The organism is Pseudomonadota bacterium, assembly GCA_013285465.1.
Lineage (GTDB): Bacteria > Pseudomonadota > Alphaproteobacteria > Micavibrionales > CSBR16-224 > CSBR16-224.
The window spans coordinates 1219743-1237229 of sequence record CP053449.1; the positions used below are offsets into that span (position 1 = coordinate 1219743).

The window sequence follows — 17487 nt, forward strand, 5'->3', positions numbered from 1 at the left end:
AATTTACAGTCTATTCTTTCGGCTCTGTCGCTGTGTCCACAACGCAATGACCAAGCCGTATATCTGTTAAACCTTCTATATCAGTATTGATGAAAGACACAAATTCTCCGGTTTGCCTGTCAATGTGAAAGCTAGCGGCTTGTCCGACCTCATCTGTACCCGTTTTCACTAGAAATGAACCAGGATAATGGCACGAGCTATGATCGTAGCTCAATTGAAAAGTGAAGGGCTTCTTTTCTTTGCAAGCAAACCGCGTTTCGTTCTCTTCCCCCAGAAAATTATAACCAATAATTTTTGGGCATGAATATTCCGTCGTTTTGAAATCTAAAAAATATTTGGAAGGGTAGGCAAGCCAGTCACGTTGTTCACACATGTTTTGACCACAATGGATACTGCTTTCGAATGTGCATGTCAGCATGGCATCTTCGGATATATTGTAGGTCGGCGTTTTGTGGACAAGGCAGGCCTGCGCCGCACCGTGCGCCATGCACAGCAAGACTGTCCAGGCAGCAAAAAACAGCAGAATTGCGTTTGTTCTAAGCTTTTTCATGAGATGCATCCTTATTTCAGTCGACCGATTGTGACGCAGCCGTATTTTTGGGGAACATCAGCATTGCCGTTCACAACAATATAATCTGTCCCGTCAGTATTCGGCAGAATATCAACAATACGAAATCCTTGATAGCCTGGGGGAAAGCAATCTTGCGGCACGGTTTGTTGTGTCATTTCTTCAGTCGTTGTTTTTCCGTCTTTGGCGCTGAATGTAATGCGCTGCAGATTACGGATTGCATAGGGATCGCCCTTTTGTAACAGAAAGAAAGGCATACGGGTGCTATAGGGGAGTGTTTGTGCTTTTGCCCAAATTGGCGTGCCTTGTAATTTCAAGATATGAATGTCCTCTGTCATTTCCTGCCTGCGCCGATCATTCGTTTTATCCCAGCCATAGACAGCGTAAACATTGTTTTTATAAACAAGCAGCGCGGTTTGGGATAAGCCGTTCCCTGTGGATTTCTTCTCTGTGCTTAAAGTGTTTTTGGTAATGAGAGAGAGCGTGGAATCGTATTCCCAATAAGTCGGGTGGGAAGAATGCTTTTCTTTCGTCACACGCTCAAAACCCAGAATGGCGTAATGCCCCTGCGGCGTAATGGCAAAAGCCGGACTGCTGTGGTCGCCGCTATGAATTTCAAGAGATTGTTCAGTTTTATTGATTGTGGTGTCCGTAAAAACCGTCAGACGGTAAATCCCGTTTCCTCCGGATAACAGAACGGGCTGTCCCTCGCTGTTGATTCCAAGGCCGTAGGAGAGGCGGTCTTGTAACTTACGGGAACGTATGATTTTAAGTTTTCTGTCTTCAAGCTTTGCCCTGACCAGTATGTTTTGCCGCTTGTCAGGCAGGCCGAGCAGACTTGACGGATCAAAGCGGCGCTTGTGATTATGACCGGCCAGCAGCAAGTCGCCGTTCGGCGCTTTTGCTATGGAATGAACATAAAATTCAAAGGGGAGATCGTAAATCAAAGGGGCTTCCCATGGTACCTTTGTATTGAAAACATAGTAATGCAGGCGGCCGAAAACGATGATGTCATCGTCCATGCGCACAGCGCCGTAACCGAGATGGCCTTTCCCGACATGTGTATAAACCGGATTGGTGGCCTTGGAAGGGGTGGGGAAGAAGATTAGCAGTAGCGATATGCTGATAACATACAAAATACGCATTTTAAGCCCGCGGGCCATAGCGGCGCTTTTGCGGGATGCGGAAATTGCATTGCTCGGGCGCGGCTTGTGGCGCGATCAGTTTGCGTTTTTCCATTTCACTGATGATATCCTGTGCAACGGTGTCAATACTGCGTCCTGCGTCAATTTTCGGCCAATCCGTGACGGTTTTTTGCTGGGCAATCTGCATTTTGACAATCTCCGCCGTGGCATCCGAGGCATCGGTTCCGGTCTCCGCGCGTTTGGTGACGCGGTCAATCAGCACATCTTCATGCGTTTCCAGCCAGAATCCGGCGAAAGCAACGCCTGCCTGCTGCGCGTAATCTTCCTTTTCCTTGCGTTGGTTTTCCGCCACCAGCGTTGAGGTCCAGATCACGGATTTGCCTTCCGCCAGCAATTCTTCGGTGCGGCGGTTCATTTCGGCGATCACCTGTTTGGTGACCTCCCATGTATAACCGTCCTTGCCCAGCCGCGTTGTATGCGGTACGCCGAGAATATCCTTACGGATCGGGTCGGATTCCAGCACAACGGCCTCAATGCCGCGGGTGTCTTTCAGCTTTTTGGCGATGGCGTGCGCGGCGGTGGTTTTGCCGCTGCCGGAGAGCCCGCCAAGCGCGAGCAGAAAGTTGTTCTTTTGTGCTGTGTCTGACATGGGATATTCCAATATGTTTTAAAAATGCTTTTTGTGATGACCAAATAAAAAAGCCACGTTTATTTTTTATTTGTACACTTTTGTCTAAATTCAGCCTGCGCCGATTATAAATCGGCTTGTCTTCATTAAGACATCCAGTGATGACCAAGTCAAACGGCCCCGTTTAGGGGCCGTTTGACTTGGTCATGGTGGGCGTAACTGGGATTGAACCAGTGACCCCTACGATGTCAACGTAGTGCTCTCCCGCTGAGCTATACGCCCTTGACCATGTATAAAGATCGGATATATGAATAGCCGCAAGCGGCGGGGCTTGTCAACCTTTTTTCGGCACTTTCCTTTTTCTCTGCGCTCTGTCAGAATCTGCTGACAGAAAGGAAGAAAAACCATGCCGCTTTACTTCGCCTATGGCAGTAATCTTTGTCCGCAGCAGATGCAAAAACGCTGTGCCGATGCGCGTTTTGTCACCATTGCCGCGCTAAAGGATCACCGCCTTTGCTTTCCCCGCATTTCCCGCACATGGGGCGGCGGCGGTGTTGCCGGTATTCTTGCCCATGCCGGGGCGACCTGTTTCGGCGTTGTTTATTATCTGACGGAGGATGATCTTGCCGCGATGGACGGTTATGAAGGCCATCCGCATGATTATTTCCGCGCAGAAATCAATGTCGCGCCGCCCGAAGGCGAGTCCTTTGCCTGCTGGTCCTATTTTGCCAACCCGCAGGAGGGCGCACCGTTCCTGCCTGTCGCCGCCTATCTTGCGCGTATGGTCAGTGGCGCAGAGGCGCATGGTCTGCCGCAGGAATATATTGATGCATTAAAAGCGCAAAAAATACTGGCAAAGCATGAGGAAGTTTGATATATCTATTCCGCTTTTGTGAAGGATGGCGGGGTAGCTCAGCTGGTTAGAGCAGAGGAATCATAATCCTTGTGTCGGGGGTTCAAATCCCTCCCTCGCTACCATCACCAAGCAAAAAGGCCCCTTGAATGGGGCCTTTTTGCTTGGTGATCACTGAAGTCTTGCCGAAAGACAGCGGATTTACAATCCGCGCCTCTTGAGGCTTAGACGCAAGTGCGCAAATAAAAAGAAAGCCCCTAAACGGGGCTTTTTTCTTTGGAGTGGGTTAAGACATAATCTTAAACCAAGTCTTGACAGCTAGGTTGAGCCGATCTTGTTCTAATTCATCCGTAGCTGTGCAATGGGCAATAGGTCCTCGTAACAAGTTGAGCTGGTTTGTAACATTGCTAACGGCTGTTTTTGACTGAAAGATAGGGTCAAACAAGTCCCAGTTATCGGTTATTAACTGTGCCAGTTCTCCAAATGTCGTGTAATCTATCAAGTTATCAGAGCGCGGAGTAATCCCGCTATCAATCTCTTTTTTGCGACTAGCGTTGGCTTTCTTTCTTATTCGGTCATCATCGACACGCTCGCTATCCCACCAGTCGGCTCCTTCAGCTTCTATCATTACATCGGCAACGAGTTTTCTTATTGAGTTCTCTAAGCAATAAAAAACTTCGTAAAACTCTGACATTCTTGCAGCTTCTTTGCGAAGATCCGCCTCAAATTGTTCATATTCCGAGAATTTTCTGCTTTTAGACTTCGTTTTTACGTGCCCGAGAGAAATATCATACTTTTTTTCAATGTTTCTTAGGCCGGTTGTGATTTGCAACCCAGACATACCTAAAGCTCGTATTAATCCATCAGGTCTTTTAGGCATCTTCTGCACTCAATAAATTTTCTTTTAGGCTTTTGAAAATAGCGTCAAAAACTGCAGGGTCAGAAGTTGCAGGTAAGTTTAAATTGATAGTGTAGCCAAGATTTAAGCCAATAGAAGGAGACGGTTGCGAATTTTTTGCGTTGTGATTACTTTTATCATCCTCCATGTTTGGGGGATTGTTGTCAATTTTCGCGATGTGATTGTTTTCTTCATCACTAAAATCAGAGAAACTTTTTAAATGTTGAATGCAACTGACTATCAATTTTACAGGGTTTGAGTCGTGGGCATGACCAGTTTCTTCAACAACTAAACCTATTAGCTCTTCATCGTTCAGTTCGTGCATATACTCATTTCGCACATACAGAGGAGCATAGGCATCTTTAATGCATTGCGCTATAGCTTTGCCAGAGGATGTTGGGTTGCGAAATTTTCGATAGGTTTCATTAGGCGTACCGTCAGAATTTACTAAACTGATTTTCTTTAAAAAAGAGTTGATTTGATCGCCAGAACCTCCTGGTATTTTTAGAATTGTTTTTACGAAATCTAGGGTGACACGCTCAGGCACCCCTGCTTTCTTGATACCGTTTAAAGCTTTATCAATATTACCAGGAGATGTGATGTATGGTAAAGTTGCCATAGAAAGTCCTTTTTGGAAATTGTACTAGTAATTTTATAATATAAAAAAATACTACTTCATTTTAAACGAGCAAACCAGCGTCGAATTGATCACTTTCGGTGTCGGGCGGGTTTCGCGTTCGACCCGCATATTGAATTCTTCCAGCAGGGACGGCTTCACCGGATCATACAGCAGCGCATGCAGCCCTTCGGCTGAGCGCAGCGCAACCTCCGGCTCGTCATGTGCGGTGCTGCGGATTTGTTTCAGAACCTCTTTCTTGTCCGCGACAAGGCTTGCCACCATCACCAGCGCGGTATCACGGTAATCATATGCGCTGCCCGAGCTTTGCGTGAAATGCAGCTTGTCACTCATGCCGAGTTTTTCAGCCAGCGCTTCGCCGCGTTTGACGGCGGCTTCATCCATATCAAGGCAGGTAATTTTCATGCCCGTTTTCTGCGCCATGATAATGGCGGTCAGGGGCAGGGGACCGCTGCCGATAAACACGATTTCCTTATCCGGGTGTTTGCTGATGGAGACCTTTTCCAGCTCAAGATCGACAAGGTCAAGATAATTCTGCAAATACCAGAATTCATTGAGATTTTCTTCTTGAAAGTCGGGATTTTTCAGGAATTTGTCAGAGAAATAAAGCTCCATCGCATATTCGGCTTCCGAGAGTTCCGCCAGCATGGCGCGGCGCACGGCGCGGATTTGCGGATTATCCAGCACCTGCTTTTTCTCGGAGTCAGAGAAATGTTCTTCGGCCAGCACGATGTTTTCCACCAGCGCGGACAGCGTTTCGGTAATCAGGGGATTGGTCGGGGAACGGTCACTGGCAGTTTTCAAGACCTCATGCGCGTAGAGTACCTGGGAAATCAACTCCTCTGCACAAATCTGCCGCACGATCTGAGGCTGTGCTGCCATTTTTCCCCTCCGGTCTTATCGTTGTGTGTAAAAGCTATGTTAATAATTATATTTCATATGTCAATAAAGTTTTTACAGATCACGCTATTTTGCCGCGATTTCCTTGAAAATATTTGACATAATGTTAATTAACTGTTAATATAACCGCTGTAATAACGGCAGGCAATAAGAGGTAAAAAACGTGATGATTGGGGGACCGCTACCACCGTCGGAACTTCCCGAGGACCCGCAACTGCGGGCAGAGGTGGAGATTGCGCGTCCCACACCGGAAGAAATTCAACAGCAATTCATCGATGCGGTCAAAAACCGTGACTATGATGCAATCTCCGCTACATTGGCACAGGGCGCGGATATTGACGCGGAAATAATCGACCGACAATATCGCGGTTACCGCAGCCACGGCAGCTCTTACTATACACGCACATATACATCGCCGCTTTTCTATGCGCTGGAGAAACAGGACGGGCAATTGCTGGATTTTCTGGTTGCACATGGCGTAGATGTCAATCGTGTTGATGAGAATAAAACCGCCGCACTAACCCATGCGGTTTACAAGGAAATAAAAGGCTTGGTGAAAACAATCGCCACCGCCCCGGGATTTGACCCGAAAACGGCGGCGAACAAGGCGGCACTGCAAGCTGCGGAAAACATAAAGCATAACGGCCCCGCACAAAAAGAGCTGTATAAATACGCCAAAAGCATTTTCGCCGATCCGTGGCAGCTGGTTGATGATGACATCATCAGCCGCGTTAGCTTTGACAAAGACGGTATGCTGGAGGTCACCGACCAGTTCAATTTCAAAGCGGGGGAACGTGTCCGCCATATCCGCGATTTTGAATTCGGCAGTATTCAGACAACATCCTGCTTTTTCGCTGATATGCCTGCCAATATGCGCGCGCAGTTGAAAGAAGCTTGGGATGAATTAAAAGCCGCAGGCGGCGGCAAGAATGCCGACCCGCAAAGCATGAATAGCGTGCGCTTGCGTCAGGTCACCCGCCGCGTTTCGCAAACACAGTAAAAAGGTAGAGATTGATGTCAATCAGTGCAAAAGAGATGGGAGAATTGCTGGAAAATATAGATTACGCAGCCATTGAGCGCGCTCTTCTCCAAGGCACAGATGCAAATCTGCACATCAAAGACCCTTACCGCACGAGCGGAACCCTGTTATATCTCGCGGTATATAGGCAGGATCCGACACTGGCGGATATCGCCTTGCGTCATGGCGGCGATCCCAATCTGGGAAGCGAGAATTCATCGCCATTATACAAGGCCGTCCATGAAGGTTATTTCAGTTTTTGCCGTCAGATCACCGAGGCCGAAGACTTTGACCCGACCACGCCTCTGAACCGTAAAGCCTGGGTATTGGCGGAACGCTATCAAAATGAAAGCCCGCGCCATGCGCAAATCTACCGCCTGCTACAGAATGTCTTTGATACGGCGAATGGCTGGAAAAAAATGGATGACAGTTCTATCCAGCACATTTCCCGCACACCGGACCAGATGATCGAAGTTACGACAATTTTCAATTTCCGTGCCGCAAAAATGAAGGAAATCACGCGCGATTACGCCACCGGACGCAGCGATGTCGAAAGCACCTATTTCGCCGATCTGCCGCAAAATGCCCGCGAACAGGTTGTCGAAGCTTTGACGGAATTGCAGAAACAGGATGGCGGTCAGGATGTTGACCCGCGCAGCCTGTCGGGTGTACGTCATATCCAGCGCAGCCGCGGGAAACAGGTGCAGACAAAATCATGAGCAAAAAAGACGATAAAAATTGGCAGAAAGAATTCCGCAAGGCGCTGAAAGCGAAAGATTGCGCCGCGCTGGATATCGCGCTGCAAAACGGCGCAAACCCGAATGCCAAAGTCACGATTGACGGCGACCAATACGGTTCGGCACTGTGGTATGCGCTGGTCGAAGAGGAGCTGGGGCTGGTCAAAACCCTGCTGAAATATGATCTGAACCCGAATAAGAAGGATGAGGATTACAGCTGCCTGCCGCTGCAATATGCCGTGGATGAAGATTTGATGGATGCGGCGCTGGCCATCGCACAGCATGAAAGACTGGCGCTGTTTTCCGAAGATACGCAAGAGGTCTACGAAGAATCCGAAAACAACCGCGATGATGATGCGGAATATGAGGCGCTGTACCGCTGCCTGAAAGCACGGATCGAAACCGCTGACGGACCGTGGCGCAAAATCTCCAATGACAGCGTGCAATATACGGAATTCGCCAGCGCGGGCATGGTTGAAATCACAGATGTTTTCAATTTCCGCAGCGGCAAACAGACGCATATCATCCGTGATTTTGAGACGGAAACAACGACCTCCACGGATTGCTATTTCGATGATGCGCCGCGCGCCGCGCAAAAGATTATCAGCGAGGCCTTCGCCGCATTGCAAAAGGCGGGTGGCGCCAAAGAGCTGGAGCCGCATCAATTCGCGGGTATGCGCTATGTTTCACGCCGTACTGTGAAAAGGGGGTAATCATGGCAATTGATTTAGGTTTTGACGATCATTGGGATCCGCCGCCGCCGACGCCCGCACCTGCTCCTGAAAAAAAAGAGGAGAAAAAGCCCGACTGGCAGGCGCTTTTCGTTAAGGCGCTAAAGAAAACGGATTATGACGGCGTCAAAGAGGCGCTGTCCAATGGCGCAGATCCGGAGGTGAAAATCCGTGTTCCGCGCGGCTATGATTATTCCGACCTCACCTATCAAACGGCGATGTTTTTTGCGCTAAACCATATCAAGGACACCCGTATGATGGATATTCTTGTCGCGGGCGGTGTGGATGTGAATGCCGTTGACGGCAACAAAAAATCGCTTTTGCGGGCGGCTGTCGGCAATAATTATGCCGTATTGGCGCTGCATGTGGCGAAATATGACGGTGTGGATTTTACTTCCGCCGGCGCGCAGAAGGCTTACGAACTGGCAGCGGAAAAACGCCATAAAGAACCGCAAATGGAGGCTGTCTACCGCTATCTCCATATGAAGCTGGAGGAGCTGAAGGGCCCGTGGCGCAAAACCGCCGATGACAGCATCAAATATGTCAGCTACGACAATGACGGCATGACGGAAATCTCCGACACATTCAATTTCCGCGCTGCAAAGCAAAGCCGCGTCATTCGCGATTTTGATACCAAATCCATGCTGACGACGGAAACCTATTTTGCCGATATCCCCGTCAATGCGCAGGGCTTTGTGCGCGAAGCCTTTGATGAATTGAAAAAACAGGGCGGGGCTGTAAAAATCGATCCGCATATTCCCGGCCATATGCGCCGCTATGTCAGCCGTAAAAGATGATTGCCGGAAAGCTCGCCTTTGTTTTGGCCGCACTGGCTGCTTTGTTCCTGCTGGAACGCTTCAGGTCATTTATCAGAAAAAATAAGCATCATGCTGAAGATATTGTAAAAAACTTTGCGCTTTGGGGCCTAAATGCGCTGTTGTCGCTGGCGGTGATCCTGCCTGTGACAAAACTTGCCGCAAGTGTTGATCTCTGGGGGCGGGGCGCGGGCGGCATCGTCAGTATTATCCTGCATATCCTGCTGCTGGATTTCTGGGTCTATTGGTGGCACCGCGCCAATCACCGTTTTGACTTTCTCTGGCGGTTTCACCGCGTGCATCATCTCGATAAGATGCTCGATACATCAACGGCGGTGCGCTTCCATTTCGGGGAGGTATTTTTATCCGCGCTGGCGCGCATTCCCGTCATTCTGCTGTTTGCCATCCCGTTTCGCGATATCGTCATTTTTGAAACCGTGCTGCTGATTGCGGCTTTCTTCCAGCATGCCAATATCCGCCTGCCGGAGAAACTGGAAAAACCGCTCTCCCGCATTATCGTCACGCCTTCCATCCATTGGGTGCATCACCATGCCGACAGCCGCGACATGCACAGCCGCTACTGCCTGCTGCTCAGCATCTGGGATCATGTCTTCCGCAGCACCACAAACGGAACCCGCAAGGAAGATATGGCACTCGGCGTGCCGGGCGATAAAGACCGCAGCCTGCGGGATTTGCTGCTGCTGCCGTTTCGTAGAGGCGGGTAAGGCGTTTTAATGTAACTCATGATGTTTCGCACCATTGGTTTTGTGGTAAATTTCTACTGCTTGGTAAAGCTTGACCGTCTTCTGCCCGGAAGGACAGTATTTGATCCCGGATTCGGGATATGAAGAGTTATTTGCACGCCAAGCTGCAAAAGGTTTTCGGGGTAAATCTGGCTTAAAGAAAATATAGTAGAATGGTGGCGGGCTGTCCTGAATATTTGGAATTGCAATCGAAATAGCGCAGGAAGCAACGCCGGGAGGCATGTTTTTCTGGCATACCGTATGTTTCTTCTCCCATTGAGCTTTCCATTGAGCCTTCTCCGCTTCCGTCATAGTGCGAGAGCAGCGGTATTCTTTCCAGAAAAGATGAGAATAGCTGTAAATGCCAATATATCCAATCAGGCCACCCCAGATAGCCACATATAGGGCGAAAGCCGCAAGACGCCATTTCAAAACGGGTTTGCGCTCGATCAGTTTTTTGTAAAGGAAATATCCGACAAGCGGCACACCGATATAATATCCTGTGTATTCCAGCGCGGATATTAACCAATCAACCCTTTTTGTGGCGGCAGGCCAAGAGATAAACAGGATGACTGCGAGCGTAACAGACGCGATGAAAAGGATGCGCAGGCTTGCACCAATTTTCTCCTGTCCGTCCTTTTTATGGGGATGTCTAAAAAGAAAATAGGTTGGAATGATGACCATAATTAGGGGCGTGATAATCAAAAACCAGAATGCCGAAAAATGCCTTAATGCAATTTCAATTCCCCACTCTCCAAAGCCGTTCCAAAGCGGAGGAGCAAAAAAACCGAAAGTCAGCACGAAAGCAACACACAGACTACTGATAACTTTAGAAGCTATGCTCATCTTGAGGTTGATCTTTCCTTAGTGAAGGGGACAGATTAAAAGGAAATTACCGCTGCTTCTACATCCCCGGCAATTTCGTGACCGTCACGGCGTTTTCAATGCCTTCCGGCTTGCCGACGATGACAAAGCTGAGATCATCGGCGTTCAATAGCCGCTCCGCCACGCGCTTGACATCGTCTTTTGTCACCGCCCGCAGCATATCGGCATAGCGGTTGATATAATCAATATCGCGCTTGTTTTTCTGCAATCCCGACAACATGCCGGAAATCGCATCGCTGGAGGTCAGCGCCAGCGGGAATGACCCGATCAGGTAATTCTTTGCCAGCCGCAGCTCTTCTTCCGTTGGCCCGTCCTTGGCCAGCCGCGCCCATTCTTCTTTCAACAGCGCGACGGCTTTGCCCGCGCTGTCATTGGTGGTGGCAAACTGCCCTTGCAACAGCGATGCGGCATCGGAATCGGAAAGCTGGGTGTAAATACCGTAAGTCAGCCCGTGCTCCTCACGCAATGAGGTCATCAACCGCGAGGCAAAACCGCCGCCTCCCAGAATGTAATTCATCACGCCTGCGGCCATATAATCATCATCCTGCGGCGAAATGCCCTGATGCGCGAATTGGATAATGCTTTGCGGAATTTCCATGTGATAGACATAGGTTTTGCCCAGCGCCTTTTCATTCAGCGCGGATTTATGCTCTTTTTCTTCCGCGGGCGTGCCTTTTTGCAGCCCGCCGAAAATATCATCCAGCTTTGCCGCCAGCTCTTCCGCGCTGATATCTCCTGCGACCGAGATTTGCAGACCTTCGCGCACAAACTGCTTTTGCGCCAGTGCTTTTAAATCAGCCGCTGTGATTTTTTCGACGGTTGCGGGATTGCCTTGCCCGGGGCGTTCATAAGGGTGTCCGGCAAAGATTGTACCATTGAACAGCCGCGCTGTTGTCCAGCCCGGATTGCCGAGATTTTGGCGGATGCTGTTCAGCGTGGCGCGTTTCATCCGCGCCAGCGCATCTTCTTCAAAACGCGGCTGTGTCAGCGCCAGATGCGTCAGCGCAAAGGCTTTATCCTGATATTTTTTCAAGGTTTTTACCGAACCGAAAAAGCGGTCGCGCCCTGCGGAGAAAGACAGGCTGATGACATGATCGGCCAGCTCTTTCTGAAAAGCCTGACTGTCGTAAGATCCCGCGCCTTCATCCAGCATAATCGACATCATATTGGACAATCCGGCAGCGGCAGGGTCTTCCAGCGTCATGCCGCCGGGAAAGGAGAAATCAATGGAAATCACGGGAACGGAGCTGTCATTCACCAGCCATGCTTTCAACCCGCCGGGGCTGGTGACTTCTTCAATCGGTACGCGGCTTTTATGCTGCGGCGTTTCCGCACCGTCTTTCAGCATCTTTGCCAGTTTTGACGGCACGGCGCTTTGCGGCGTTGTCGCGGTTTTTTGCAGGAAAACAAAACCGATAATCAGTGAAAAAATAGCAATACCGACCAGCACCCAGGAAAAGGGGGATTTCTTCCATGCATGCGCCGGATGCGTTTCTGCCGTTTGCGTTGTCATGTCTATCTTGTCCCGTTATTGTGTCGTTTTTTGTGTCTCTGGCAGCAGAATACCGGTAATGGCGGCTTTGCCGTCACCCAATATATCCCGCGCGGCGGCATTTACATCTTCCAATGCGGCATTTTCGATACGCTCCGTCCAGTATTCGACATAGTCCATATCAAACCCTGCCGTCAAAGCCTGCCCGAACACCATCGCCGGATATTGCAAACTGTCCCGCGCATAAACCGCGCTGTTAATCATGCGGTTTTTCGAGGTCGTCAGCTCTTCCTGTGTGACGCCGTTTGCGGCAATCTCGTCAATTTCCGCCAGCAGGGCTTTTTCAACCGTTTCAATCGCGACACCGGGGGCGGGAACGGCATAGAGCACAAAGCTCGACGGGCCGCGCTGCACGGCGTCATAGCCGCTGCCGATGCTGGTGGCGATTTTCATCTCGATCACCAGTTTACGGTAAAGGCGCGAGGTCGTGCCTTCGCCCAGAATATCCGATAACAGCTCCGCCGCTTCCGATCCGTGCGGAGCGCGGTAATAACGGCGATAGGTCGGTGCCTGTACTTTTTCATCTTTCAGCACGATCCTCTGATCCGCCAAAAGCGGCGCGGGTTCAGTCCATACACGCTGATAATCCGCTGTTTCCGGCGGGTTCGACAGCACGCCGTAATAGCTCTCCGCCAGTTTGCGCAGCTCCTCCAATATGATATCGCCCGCAACGATCAAAATCGCATTGGCGGGGCGGTAATTGGCGTGATAAAAATCCAGCGCATCCTGCCGCGTCAGCCCTTCCATTTCATGCCGCCAGCCGATCACCGGAATGCCGTAAGGATGGTTGACGAACAGCGCACTGTTCACGGCCTCACCCAGACGGGCGGAGGGGTTGTTATCCGTACGCTCGCTGCGTTCTTCCAAAATAACCTGCCGCTCCCGCGTCACCGTTTCTTCGGACAATATCAGGTTTTTCATGCGGTCAGCCTCCATCGCCATAATCAGCGGCAGCTTTTCCACCGCGATATTTTGGTAATAAGCGGTGAAATCCTGCGAGGTAAAGGCGTTATCCTGCCCGCCGTGACTTTTGACGATTTTTGAGAAACTGTCGGGTTCAATTGTGTCGGTTCCGGTAAACAGCAAATGTTCCAGAAAATGCGCCACGCCCGATTTGCCGCGTTTTTCATCCGCCGCACCGCTTTTATACCAGACCATATGCGACACAACAGGCGCGCGGTGATTGGGGATCAGCACGACCTGCATACCGTTCTCCAGCGTAAAGCTTTGCGCGCCAAAGCTCTGCGCCTGCGCCGGATTGATGAAAATCAGGCTGCACAAAACCATGCATAGCGTCAGCGCCGTGTAAAAAATCTTTTGACAGTGTACGGGTTGAACCGATAGAAAGAGCATGAAACATGTCCCCTTTAAAAAAACCGTGTAACAGGAACAGTTATGAGCAAAACAGACAGCGCTGTAAAGGAAATTCTGGCTCCGTACCGGAAGGAGATCGACGCGATTGACAAGGAATTGGTCGCGCTGCTGGTGCGCCGCTTCCAAATCGTGCAGGAAGTCGCAGGCATCAAAGGCCGCCACGGCATCCCCTCCGTGCTACCGGATCGCGTTGATGAAGTGCGGAATAACGCCGCCGATATGGCTGCCGCGCAAGGGCTGGACAGAAAATTTGTCTATGACCTTTACACCCAAATCATTGATTACGCCTGCAGTTTTGAGGACGACCTGATGGACGGGAAGGCGCAGCAGTGAAGCAGGGGCTCGCCGCGCGGATCGCCGCTGCACGCGTTTTGGGACGCATCCTTGAACAGGGTCAGACGATTGATGATGCCTTCGCCGCAGAGCAGGGCGGGCAGCTTTCCCCTTCAGATAACGGCTTTATGCGCGCCCTGGTGATGACAACCCTGCGTCATTGCGGACAGATTGACGCAACCCTGCGCCCGTTATTGCCGCGCCCGCCGCATAAAATCAAACCGCCGCATCTTTTGAACATCCTGCGCCTTGGCGTTGTGCAGCTTCTATGTATGGAAGGCGCGGAACATGCCGCCGTTGATCTGTCGGTCGAGGCTGCGGCGAAAAACCGCAAAACCGCCCCCGCGAAAAACATGGTCAATGCCGTGCTGCGCCGCATCCTGCGTGAGGGCATAAAGCTTGATCCCGATACGCAGCGCAATATCCCGCAATGGATGTATAAAAGCTGGCAAAAAGACTACGGCGCGGAGGTGGCGCAAAAAATCGCCGCCGCCGCTTTGGTCGAACCACCCTTGGACATCACGGTCAAAAACGCGGCGGAGCGTGAAAAATGGGCGGAAAAACTCGATGCCGTCATTCTGCCGACAGGCACCTTACGCTGTGCATTGCAAAAAGGCGATATCACCGCCATGCCCGGCTTTGCCGAGGGCGCATGGTGGGTGCAGGATGCCGCTGCGGCCTTGCCCGCGCAGGTGTTGGCGGAAGGCCATGATTTGAAAGATGCACAAGTCATTGATCTTTGCGCCGCGCCCGGCGGTAAAACCATGCAGCTTGCGGCATTGGGCGCAAAAGTCACCGCCGTGGATAAATCAAAAAAACGGCTGGAGATGCTGGGGCAAAATCTGAAACGCACCGGATTATCGGCAAATGTCACGACGGTCGCAGGGGATGTCACGACATGGCAGCCCGCAGAACAGGTTGATTACGTGCTGCTGGATGCACCTTGCAGCGCGACGGGCACGCTCCGCCGCCATCCCGATCTGCTGCATTTAAAGCAGGAAGAAGATATCGCCGGACTGGCCGCGTTGCAGGAACAGGCTTTGCAAAATGCCGTCCGTATGCTGAAACCCGGTGGCACGCTGGTCTATGCCGTTTGCGCCCTGCAAAGCGCCGAAGGCGAGGAACATGACGCACCGCAAGGCACAACACGCGTGGCGATTGACGCTTTCCCGCTTGCGGCGGACAAAGCCGGAAATCTAAGAATTTTCCCCTTCACGGATGCGGGCGCCGCAGGCGGCATGGACGGTTTTTTCATTGCCCGTTTTCGCAAGGATTGATATGATGAAAGCTATGGAACAGGATATCCTCATCGCACCCTCAATTTTATCTGCCGACTTCGCCAAACTGGGCGAGGAAGTCCGCGCCATTGATAAGGCAGGGGCGGATTACATCCATATTGATGTGATGGACGGGCATTTCGTGCCGAATTTGACCATCGGCCCGAATGTGGTGAAGGCACTGCGCCCGCATACGGATAAGGTTTTCGATGTGCATCTGATGATTGCACCGGTTGACCCCTATATCGCCGCTTTTGCCGATGCAGGAGCCGATATTATCTCTTTCCATCCCGAGGCGGGCGCACATATGCACCGCACGATCCAGATGATTCAAAGCCACGGTAAAAAAGTCGGCATCGCGCTGAACCCCGGTACGCCGGTATCCGTGCTGGACCATATTATCGGCGAGATTGATATGGTGCTGATTATGACGGTCAATCCGGGTTTCGGCGGGCAGGCTTTCCTGCCGCTGGTTGATAAAATTCATGCCGTGCGCAAAATGATCACCGCCGCAGGACGCGACGGTCAGGTCGATATTCAGGTTGATGGCGGTATTACGCCCGAAACCGCGCCGCTTGTCATTGCCGCGGGGGCAAATATTCTGGTTGCGGGAACCGCCGTGTTCCGTGACGGGCCGGAACATTACGCCGCCGCAATCTCCGCCTTGCGCAGCAAATCACTCTCTGCGTAAAGCTCTCCTACCTTTTGCCGGAAACCTCCGGCGGCCATGCGAAGAAACGTAACGAACGGGGCCGAAGCCCATGCAGGATGACAGATCAATGCCGCAGGAAACGGGATTCTTCAAGAATCTCTCTGCCTATGCGCATCAGATCAAATGCCGCTCTCCGCTTTACGACATGGCGCTTGGCCGTGCCGCTTCCGTTGATGACGCGCCATTGGTTATTCCCCCCGATCCGTGGTCGGGCGATGCGGGGCGGGGCTATGATATCGTGCAGGGCTTATATCTGTTCGACGGGCAAAGCTTTCGCAGCATTGATGTATTGTGGGAACCGGAAGGCTTCCATGACGGCTGGCTGTCATCCATGCACGGTTTTGACATGCTGCGCGATTTGCGCGCCTTTGGCGGAGAGCGGGCAAGGCAACATGCCCGTTATCTGATTTCCGACTGGCTTGACCATTACAGCCGCTGGCATGCGCTGTCATGGCGGCCTGATATTACGGCGCGGCGGATTGTGCATTGGCTCTCCGCCTATTCCGCCTTTTGCGCCAGCGCGGGCGAGGAATTCCGCCATGCCATGCTGGAAAGCCTGTCCCGCCAGATCAAACATCTGTCCAAACATGCGGGCGAGGGCGATCTGCTTTATACGGCAAAGGCGTTGTTTTACGGCGGTATGGCGATGGGGCAGGAAAAATACTGCCGTCAGGCACTGCATATTCTCGCTGCCGATATCCAGAATGATATCTTAAGCGACGGCGGCCATAAAAGCCGCGCACCGGAACAGCATCTGGTCTTTTTGCAAAATCTGCTGGATATCCGTGCCGCCATCCATCTGGCAGGGCTGTCCGTACCGGATTTTCTGACCCATACCGCAGGAAAAATGGCGGCGGTGCTGCGCAGCTTGCGCCATAATGACGGCGGGCTGGGACTGTTCCACGGTGGCGGCGCGGCAGGCGGCAGCCTCTGTGATATGGTGCTGGCGCAAGCGGGGGCTTCGGGCGGGCGACCGCTGAAATCGCTGGGCGTGACAGGCTATGACCGTATGTCACAGGGGCGCACGACGATCATCATGGATACGGGCAAGCCCTCGGACAGGCAAAACTATGCCGGATTACTGGCTTTTGAAATGAGCGCGGGGCGTGACCGTCTGATCGTCAATTGCGGCGCATGGGCGGGCCATCCGGCATGGCAGCAGGCACTGGCCTCGACGGCGGCGCATTCAACCGTAACGGTGGAGGAAAGCAACGCATTGCCTGCAAAGGGCGCAGAGATACCGCTGAAAAAAATCGCGGTCACAAAAATACGCGAGGATTTAAACGGCACAGGGCTGATTGATGCAACGCATGACGGCTATCTGGAACGCTTCGGCGTCACGCATCGCCGCGTTATGACGTTAAAAAACAACGGTAACCTCTTGCATGGGCAGGATATTTTATCAGGCATGGATGGCGCCAGCTTTGCCGTGCGCTTTCATCTGCACCCCTCCGTCCGTGCCTCCGTCATCGGTGACGGTACGCGGGTCTTGCTGCGCACAGGCACGGGGCAGGGCTGGGAATTTACCTGTAATGGCGGCGTTTTCGGCTTGGAGGAAAGCGTCTATTCCCCCGGCAGACATGCCGACACCCCCCGCAAAACCTTGCAAATCGCCGTTTATGCCCAAATTTTCGGCCAAAAAACAATCGTGGACTGGAACCTGTCCCGTATATAACCCATC

General features: G+C 51.6%; 19 protein-coding genes and 2 tRNA genes. 11 read left to right on the forward strand and 10 right to left on the reverse strand.

Going from position 1 to position 17487, the window contains the following annotated elements:
- Nucleotides 1-10: 10 nt before the first annotated feature.
- The 4 genes from HND56_05955 to HND56_05970 all read right to left on the reverse strand — a co-directional run bounded on the left by HND56_05955 (nt 11) and on the right by HND56_05970 (nt 2623).
- Nucleotides 11-550: a hypothetical protein gene (locus tag HND56_05955; GenBank protein QKK05257.1), complete on the reverse strand. Its 540-nt coding sequence runs from the start codon at nt 548-550 to the stop codon at nt 11-13.
- Between the two features lie 11 nt (nt 551-561).
- Nucleotides 562-1713 (reverse strand): hypothetical protein, encoded by a 1152-nt coding sequence (locus tag HND56_05960; protein ID QKK05258.1) that lies wholly within the window; start codon nt 1711-1713, stop codon nt 562-564.
- A gap of 1 nt (nt 1714) precedes the next feature.
- Nucleotides 1715-2362, reverse strand: a complete 648-nt coding sequence (locus HND56_05965) for an AAA family ATPase (GenBank protein QKK05259.1) — start codon at nt 2360-2362, stop codon at nt 1715-1717.
- A gap of 186 nt (nt 2363-2548) precedes the next feature.
- Nucleotides 2549-2623, reverse strand: a tRNA-Val gene (locus HND56_05970).
- A 124-nt stretch (nt 2624-2747) separates the two neighbouring features.
- Here HND56_05970 and HND56_05975 point away from each other — a divergent pair.
- Together HND56_05975 and HND56_05980 are read left to right on the forward strand one after the other, a co-directional pair.
- Nucleotides 2748-3215 carry a gamma-glutamylcyclotransferase gene (locus HND56_05975; protein QKK05260.1) on the forward strand — a complete coding sequence of 156 codons (468 nt, stop codon included), beginning with the start codon at nt 2748-2750 and terminating at the stop codon, nt 3213-3215.
- Between the two features lie 27 nt (nt 3216-3242).
- Nucleotides 3243-3319, forward strand: a tRNA-Met gene (locus HND56_05980).
- A gap of 161 nt (nt 3320-3480) precedes the next feature.
- On the opposite strand, the gene HND56_05985 is transcribed toward HND56_05980, so the two are convergent.
- Genes HND56_05985 through HND56_05995 form a run of 3 tightly spaced genes read right to left on the reverse strand, consistent with a single transcriptional unit; the run spans nt 3481 to nt 5611 of the window.
- Entirely contained in the window at nt 3481-4083 is a 603-nt protein-coding gene (locus HND56_05985; GenBank protein QKK05261.1) for a hypothetical protein, read from the reverse strand.
- Nucleotides 4067-4711: a DUF5343 domain-containing protein gene (locus HND56_05990; protein QKK05262.1), complete on the reverse strand. Its 645-nt coding sequence runs from the start codon at nt 4709-4711 to the stop codon at nt 4067-4069. Before HND56_05990 ends, HND56_05985 begins: the two co-directional genes overlap by 17 nt.
- 51 nt (nt 4712-4762) lie before the next feature.
- Entirely contained in the window at nt 4763-5611 is an 849-nt protein-coding gene (locus tag HND56_05995; GenBank protein QKK05263.1) for a hypothetical protein, read from the reverse strand.
- Between the two features lie 184 nt (nt 5612-5795).
- On the opposite strand from HND56_05995, the gene HND56_06000 reads away from it, so the two are divergent.
- From HND56_06000 to HND56_06020, 5 genes are read left to right on the forward strand one after another with little or no spacing between them, the layout of a single operon-like run.
- Nucleotides 5796-6629, forward strand: a complete 834-nt coding sequence (locus tag HND56_06000) for an ankyrin repeat domain-containing protein (protein ID QKK05264.1) — start codon at nt 5796-5798, stop codon at nt 6627-6629.
- 14 nt (nt 6630-6643) lie between these two features.
- On the forward strand, nt 6644-7366 hold the full coding sequence (locus HND56_06005) for a hypothetical protein (protein ID QKK05265.1): 723 nt from the start codon (nt 6644-6646) through the stop codon (nt 7364-7366).
- Nucleotides 7363-8097 carry a hypothetical protein gene (locus tag HND56_06010; protein QKK05266.1) on the forward strand — a complete coding sequence of 245 codons (735 nt, stop codon included), beginning with the start codon at nt 7363-7365 and terminating at the stop codon, nt 8095-8097. Before HND56_06005 ends, HND56_06010 begins: the two co-directional genes overlap by 4 nt.
- Before the next feature lie 2 nt (nt 8098-8099).
- On the forward strand, nt 8100-8912 hold the full coding sequence (locus HND56_06015) for a hypothetical protein (protein ID QKK05267.1): 813 nt from the start codon (nt 8100-8102) through the stop codon (nt 8910-8912).
- Complete coding sequence (locus HND56_06020) at nt 8909-9655, forward strand: sterol desaturase family protein (protein QKK05268.1); 747 nt, start codon at nt 8909-8911, stop codon at nt 9653-9655. The genes HND56_06015 and HND56_06020 overlap by 4 nt, the downstream gene beginning before the upstream one ends.
- A gap of 6 nt (nt 9656-9661) precedes the next feature.
- On the opposite strand, the gene HND56_06025 is transcribed toward HND56_06020, so the two are convergent.
- The 3 genes from HND56_06025 to HND56_06035 are packed head-to-tail and all read right to left on the reverse strand — an operon-like array spanning nt 9662 to nt 13397.
- Complete coding sequence (locus HND56_06025) at nt 9662-10519, reverse strand: hypothetical protein (GenBank protein ID QKK05269.1); 858 nt, start codon at nt 10517-10519, stop codon at nt 9662-9664.
- A 58-nt stretch (nt 10520-10577) separates the two neighbouring features.
- On the reverse strand, nt 10578-12071 hold the full coding sequence (locus HND56_06030; protein ID QKK05270.1) for an insulinase family protein: 1494 nt from the start codon (nt 12069-12071) through the stop codon (nt 10578-10580).
- A gap of 15 nt (nt 12072-12086) precedes the next feature.
- A complete protein-coding gene (locus HND56_06035; protein ID QKK05271.1) occupies nt 12087-13397 on the reverse strand; it encodes an insulinase family protein in 1311 nt (436 codons plus the stop codon).
- A 108-nt stretch (nt 13398-13505) separates the two neighbouring features.
- On the opposite strand from HND56_06035, the gene HND56_06040 reads away from it, so the two are divergent.
- The 4 genes from HND56_06040 (at nt 13506) to HND56_06055 (ending at nt 17481) form a co-directional block, all read left to right on the forward strand.
- Entirely contained in the window at nt 13506-13817 is a 312-nt protein-coding gene (locus HND56_06040; protein ID QKK05272.1) for a chorismate mutase, read from the forward strand.
- Nucleotides 13814-15094, forward strand: a complete 1281-nt coding sequence (locus HND56_06045; GenBank protein QKK05273.1) for a methyltransferase domain-containing protein — start codon at nt 13814-13816, stop codon at nt 15092-15094. The genes HND56_06040 and HND56_06045 overlap by 4 nt, the downstream gene beginning before the upstream one ends.
- A 13-nt stretch (nt 15095-15107) precedes the next feature.
- The gene (locus HND56_06050; GenBank protein ID QKK06575.1) at nt 15108-15785 is read left to right on the forward strand and encodes a ribulose-phosphate 3-epimerase; all 678 of its coding nucleotides are present in this window, start codon (nt 15108-15110) and stop codon (nt 15783-15785) included.
- A 70-nt stretch (nt 15786-15855) separates the two neighbouring features.
- Nucleotides 15856-17481 (forward strand): hypothetical protein, encoded by a 1626-nt coding sequence (locus HND56_06055; protein QKK05274.1) that lies wholly within the window; start codon nt 15856-15858, stop codon nt 17479-17481.
- The last annotated feature ends 6 nt before the right edge of the window (nt 17482-17487 follow it).

Excerpts from the sequence above, each read along its gene's own strand:
- HND56_05955 (QKK05257.1), bottom strand. The coding sequence starts at position 550 with ATGAAAAAGCTTAGAACAAACGCAATTCTGCTGTTTTTTGCTGCCTGG.
- HND56_05960 (QKK05258.1), bottom strand. The coding sequence starts at position 1,713 with ATGCGTATTTTGTATGTTATCAGCATATCGCTACTGCTAATCTTCTTC.
- HND56_05965 (QKK05259.1), bottom strand. The coding sequence starts at position 2,362 with ATGTCAGACACAGCACAAAAGAACAACTTTCTGCTCGCGCTTGGCGGG.
- HND56_05975 (QKK05260.1), top strand. The coding sequence starts at position 2,748 with ATGCCGCTTTACTTCGCCTATGGCAGTAATCTTTGTCCGCAGCAGATG.
- HND56_05990 (QKK05262.1), bottom strand. The coding sequence starts at position 4,711 with ATGGCAACTTTACCATACATCACATCTCCTGGTAATATTGATAAAGCT.
- HND56_05995 (QKK05263.1), bottom strand. The coding sequence starts at position 5,611 with ATGGCAGCACAGCCTCAGATCGTGCGGCAGATTTGTGCAGAGGAGTTG.
- HND56_06000 (QKK05264.1), top strand. The coding sequence starts at position 5,796 with ATGATTGGGGGACCGCTACCACCGTCGGAACTTCCCGAGGACCCGCAA.
- HND56_06005 (QKK05265.1), top strand. The coding sequence starts at position 6,644 with ATGTCAATCAGTGCAAAAGAGATGGGAGAATTGCTGGAAAATATAGAT.
- HND56_06010 (QKK05266.1), top strand. The coding sequence starts at position 7,363 with ATGAGCAAAAAAGACGATAAAAATTGGCAGAAAGAATTCCGCAAGGCG.
- HND56_06015 (QKK05267.1), top strand. The coding sequence starts at position 8,100 with ATGGCAATTGATTTAGGTTTTGACGATCATTGGGATCCGCCGCCGCCG.
- HND56_06020 (QKK05268.1), top strand. The coding sequence starts at position 8,909 with ATGATTGCCGGAAAGCTCGCCTTTGTTTTGGCCGCACTGGCTGCTTTG.
- HND56_06025 (QKK05269.1), bottom strand. The coding sequence starts at position 10,519 with ATGAGCATAGCTTCTAAAGTTATCAGTAGTCTGTGTGTTGCTTTCGTG.
- HND56_06030 (QKK05270.1), bottom strand. The coding sequence starts at position 12,071 with ATGACAACGCAAACGGCAGAAACGCATCCGGCGCATGCATGGAAGAAA.
- HND56_06035 (QKK05271.1), bottom strand. The coding sequence starts at position 13,397 with ATGGTTTTGTGCAGCCTGATTTTCATCAATCCGGCGCAGGCGCAGAGC.
- HND56_06040 (QKK05272.1), top strand. The coding sequence starts at position 13,506 with ATGAGCAAAACAGACAGCGCTGTAAAGGAAATTCTGGCTCCGTACCGG.
- HND56_06050 (QKK06575.1), top strand. The coding sequence starts at position 15,108 with ATGGAACAGGATATCCTCATCGCACCCTCAATTTTATCTGCCGACTTC.
- HND56_06055 (QKK05274.1), top strand. The coding sequence starts at position 15,856 with ATGCAGGATGACAGATCAATGCCGCAGGAAACGGGATTCTTCAAGAAT.